Below are 4,381 nucleotides of genomic sequence, written 5' to 3' on the forward strand. Positions count from 1 at the left end.
AGGTTTATTAAAATTTAAACACTGTTATTAATTATTTTACTACACATTAGTAGTTACTTAAAGACCAAGGCGGAACAAATTGTTCCGCCTTGGTCTTTTTAATTATTTTTTGTCAAAATATATTAGTTCTATAAAATTCTATAAAAACAAATACTTTTATCCGTAAATTTCATATCTGAAAGCTTAAAAAAACACCTCCTTTTTTCAACTCATTGGTACTTATTTTCTTATTTCATACTTTTGTATGATAAAATAGTACATTTACTATGAATTCCCAAACTCAAATAAAATGCCCTAATTGTTGAAATGAAATCGATGTTAATGATTCTTAAACATCAATTAGAAGAAGCTATAAAGATATCAAGAAAGAATTATTTCCTCGCACTCCCGACACTTCATCGGCGCCTTTTGTGGCTACGATGGTAGATGTTACCGGATTGATAATTTATTTTACAATTGCTTCCCTTATTTTAAGCGGAGTTTTACTTTAATTTTAATCTAATTTTTTTAAATAAGTTAGTTTATATTCAGGAAGTAGTTCGGGATGTACAATTTTAATCAGATCAGATAAAACTCTATCCGCATAAATACTACCATTTTCGTAATAATCATTTGCATCCGATTGATTTGCTCTATTATTAAATGCGTAAACATTTCCCTTTTTATAAGCACTAATCCATGCATAATTCATACTTGAGATTCAACATTTCTTTTTTAGATTTGAAATTACCGGCTCCTATCCAATATTCTGCATTTTTTCCTTTACTCAAAACCTCTTCAAAACGTAAGGGAACTGATCCTGATTTATTAGTATCATCCCAAAGATATTGGGCACCTGAATCACGAAACAATGTTGACAGAAAACTTTTTCCTCCTGCCATATACCAAGAATCTCCATACATAATTCCGGTGAAAACCTTAGGCCTGATAGTTACTTGTGACGTTTTTTCTTTTAATGCTTCATAATTTTTCTTTACAAATGAATAAAGGCTATCGGCCTTCTTAATTTGATTGAATACAGTTCCGAATAATTTAAGATATTCCGTTTTACCTAAAGGATGTATTTCCATAAATTCCTCAACATAAAGAATTTTAATCCCCTGCCTCGAGAGTTGATTTAAAATTTTTTCATAATTGGGATTATGATCGGTTATTATTAAATCTGGCTTTAATGCTAAAATTTTTTCAAAATTTATAGTCCCATCGTTTCCGATATCTTCAATCGAATGATTCTTAAGTTTCTCTTGTATTTTAGTATTATAGAAATAATGAGGTGAACAAACTCCTACTATTGTATTGATTTCCCCTAAAGCATCTATATATGCAGATGCTGAAGTTGTTGTAATTATACATTTCTTACATTTATAATCTAAGGGAATTTGCATATTTGTACCTGCAGATGTTATTGATAGTCGGTTATCTTCAGAATGGATTGAGAAATTAGTAGCATATTCATTATCAAAAACTGTAGGTTTATCGAGTTTTTTGCATGAACACAAGGTTATTAGTACCAATTGAAGCAGAAATATTTTCTTCATGTGTTTTTTATCTTTTGATCAAAACCATTAAAATTACACATTTATCATTATTTATTAATATACATTTTTTGTATTAACCCCTCTTAAAATTTATCTCGATTCTAAATTTTTAATTTAACATAAAAATCACCTGATTTAGTTTACAAATACAAAATATATTAGCATTCAGATAAATTTAATATTGTAAAAAAATTGTAAACATTATTTTAATAAAACAACAAACAAATTAACTATTATTTTTTTTTACATCCTTTACAGGTAAATATTTAAGAGCTTAGCAATATTTACCAACATCAATTAATTTATCTTTATTATTTTTCAATTTCTTAAAATAAAACATAAAATTATTAATCTATCAAAATATATTTTTGTGAAAAATCGCTCAACTTTTTTATTTTATTTTTTTTCAATAGTTTACTTGCATTGTCAAGTAAATGTTATTGATATAGAAAACCCCGGCAGTTTATCTAAACTACTGGGTAGCGAAATCAACTCTATTACCGAATTAAAAATTAATGGAAAAATTAATTCTGTTGATTACACTACTTTAAAAAGTATGAAAAAACTATCGGTTTTAGACCTTTCTAATTCTGGAACGAACGACGGAATACTTCCTGCCAATATTTTTGAATATAATACTATATTGAAAAATATTATTTTGCCTTCTTCTCTAACTACTATTTCAGACTTTGCTTTTCAATTTGCTTATAATGTCAGCATCGATGCCTCCAAGTGTACCCAACTTAAAAACATTGGCCTATCTGCTTTTCATAGCGTACAAGGAAAAGTGACTCTTCCCGATCAGTTGGAAACTTTACTAAAATTATCCTTTGCCGGTTTTAAGGGAACGGTAGTACTACCTAAAAATTTAAAATCAATTAATAAGCAGGCTTTCTCTAATTCCCAAATCAATACCTTGGACTTTACTCTATGCACACAATTAGAAACTATTGACAATAAAGCCTTTGAATTTGCTAAGAATCTGAATCTGGATTTATCTAAAGCAACTAAGCTAAAAAATATTGGAGAGGAAGCTTTTGATCATGCAAAAGGTAAAATTATTCTTCCCGATCAGTTGGAAATCTTGCCTGAATTTTCCTTTGCCGATTTTAATGGAACGATAGTATTACCTAAAAATTTAAAAACTATTGAGAAAAATGCTTTTTATTACTCTCAAATTAATACGCTCGACTTTTCCAAATGTGCCTTATTAGAAAATATTGGTCGAGCTGCTTTTTATCATGTGTCAGGAAAAGTAATACTCCCCAATCAGTTGGAAATCTTACCCGAATTTTCCTTTGAATTTTTTGATGGAACGGTAGTATTACCTAAAAATTTAAAAAATATTGGAAAAAAGGCTTTCTCTAATTCCCAAATCAATACCTTGGACTTTACTCTATGCACACAACTAGAAACTATTGACAATAAAGCCTTTGAATTTGCTAAGAATCTGAATCTGGATTTATCTAAAGCAACTAAGCTAAAAAATATTGAAAAAGAGGCTTTTCATAGCTTAAAAGGTAAAATTATTCTTCCCGATCATTTAGAAGCCTTACCTGAATTATCTTTTTCCGGCTTTAATGGAACGGTAGTTTTACCTAGAAATTTAAAAACCATTGGAAAAGAAGCTTTCTATTTTTCTAAAATCAATACCTTGGACCTTACTCAATGTCCTCTTCTGGAAACTATCGAAAACTCAGCTTTTAAATATGCTAGTAATCTGAATCTGGATTTATCTAAATCAACTAAGTTAAAAAATATTGGTAAAGCTGCTTTTCAAAGCGTAAATGGTAAAATTATTCTTCCCAATCATTTGGAAATTTTACCTGAATTATCCTTTGCCGGTTTTAATGGAACAGTAGTCTTACCTAAAAATTTAAAAATCATTGGCGAAAAAGCTTTTTACCATTCCCCAATCAATACTTTGGACCTTACTCAATGTCCTCTTCTGGAAACTATTTCCAATAATGCTTTTAAATATCCTAGTAATTTGAATCTAGATTTATCTAAAGCAACTAAGCTAAAAAACATTGGTAAATACGCTTTTAATAGCTTAGAAGGTACAATTATTCTTCCCGATCATTTGGAAACTATACCTGAATTATCTTTTGCCTATTTTAATGGAACAGTAGTCTTACCTAAAAATTTAAAATCAATTGATAAGAATGCTTTTTATAGTTCTGAAATCAATACCTTTGAACTTACTCAATATCCACTGACGGGAACTAACTTAGGATATGTTAGTAATTTAAATCTGGATTTATCTAAAGCAACTCAGCTAAAAAATATTGGAAAAGAGGCTTTTCATAGCTTAAGAGGTAAAATTATTCTTCCTGATCATTTGGAAATCTTACCTGAAGGATCCTTTGCCTATTTTAATGGAACGGTAGTCTTACCTAAAAATTTAAAATCAATTAATAAGCAGGCTTTCTATAATTCTAAAATCAAAGAGATTAATTTGCCCGGTTCTCTACAATCTATTGCTGACCAAGCATTTTACAATTCTAAATATTTATCTACTATTAGCTGTAATGCTGCAACCCCTCCTTTGCTTGGGGAAAATGTCTTTTATGGAGTTAATAAAAATACCTGTTCACTAAAGGTCCCTGATGCTTTCCGTCAGCTCTATGCCAAAGCCAAGCAATGGAAAGATTTTTAATTCAAATATTTCACTTTCCAAATGGATCTTGTATTTCCTAATTCTTCTTTAAATAAACAAATCCATTATAAAAGGAAAAAAAATAAACATCTTGGGTAAAGCTTAGTTTAGTTTTTGAGTCTTTATCTTTTTCTTCCAAAGGTTGATTGATTAAGACTCTTAAACACTAGCTCCCTTTCCTATA

The 4,381-nt window shown here is 29.2% G+C and carries 3 protein-coding genes; 1 reads left to right on the plus strand and 2 read right to left on the minus strand.

The window, feature by feature from the left end:
• Window positions 1–493: 493 nt before the first annotated feature.
• Window positions 494–691 carry a hypothetical protein gene (locus tag Q0T35_RS11020; protein ID WP_295843126.1) on the minus strand — a complete coding sequence of 66 codons (198 nt, stop codon included), beginning with the start codon at window positions 689–691 and terminating at the stop codon, window positions 494–496.
• A complete protein-coding gene (locus Q0T35_RS11025; protein ID WP_295843127.1) occupies window positions 672–1,538 on the minus strand; it encodes an ABC transporter substrate-binding protein in 867 nt (288 codons plus the stop codon). The genes Q0T35_RS11020 and Q0T35_RS11025 overlap by 20 nt, the downstream gene beginning before the upstream one ends.
• Before the next feature lie 370 nt (window positions 1,539–1,908).
• On the opposite strand from Q0T35_RS11025, the gene Q0T35_RS11030 reads away from it, so the two are divergent.
• Window positions 1,909–4,197, plus strand: coding sequence for a leucine-rich repeat domain-containing protein (locus Q0T35_RS11030; protein ID WP_295843129.1), 2,289 nt, complete (start codon window positions 1,909–1,911; stop codon window positions 4,195–4,197).
• The last annotated feature ends 184 nt before the right edge of the window (window positions 4,198–4,381 follow it).

This window comes from uncultured Apibacter sp. (genome assembly GCF_946479295.1).
GTDB lineage: Bacteria > Bacteroidota > Bacteroidia > Flavobacteriales > Weeksellaceae > Apibacter.

Bases quoted from the DNA above. Each gene is read 5' to 3' on its own strand.
- Q0T35_RS11025 (WP_295843127.1), bottom strand. From the start codon at position 1,538: ATGAAGAAAATATTTCTGCTTCAATTGGTACTAATAACCTTGTGTTCA.
- Q0T35_RS11020 (WP_295843126.1), bottom strand. From the start codon at position 691: ATGAATTATGCATGGATTAGTGCTTATAAAAAGGGAAATGTTTACGCA.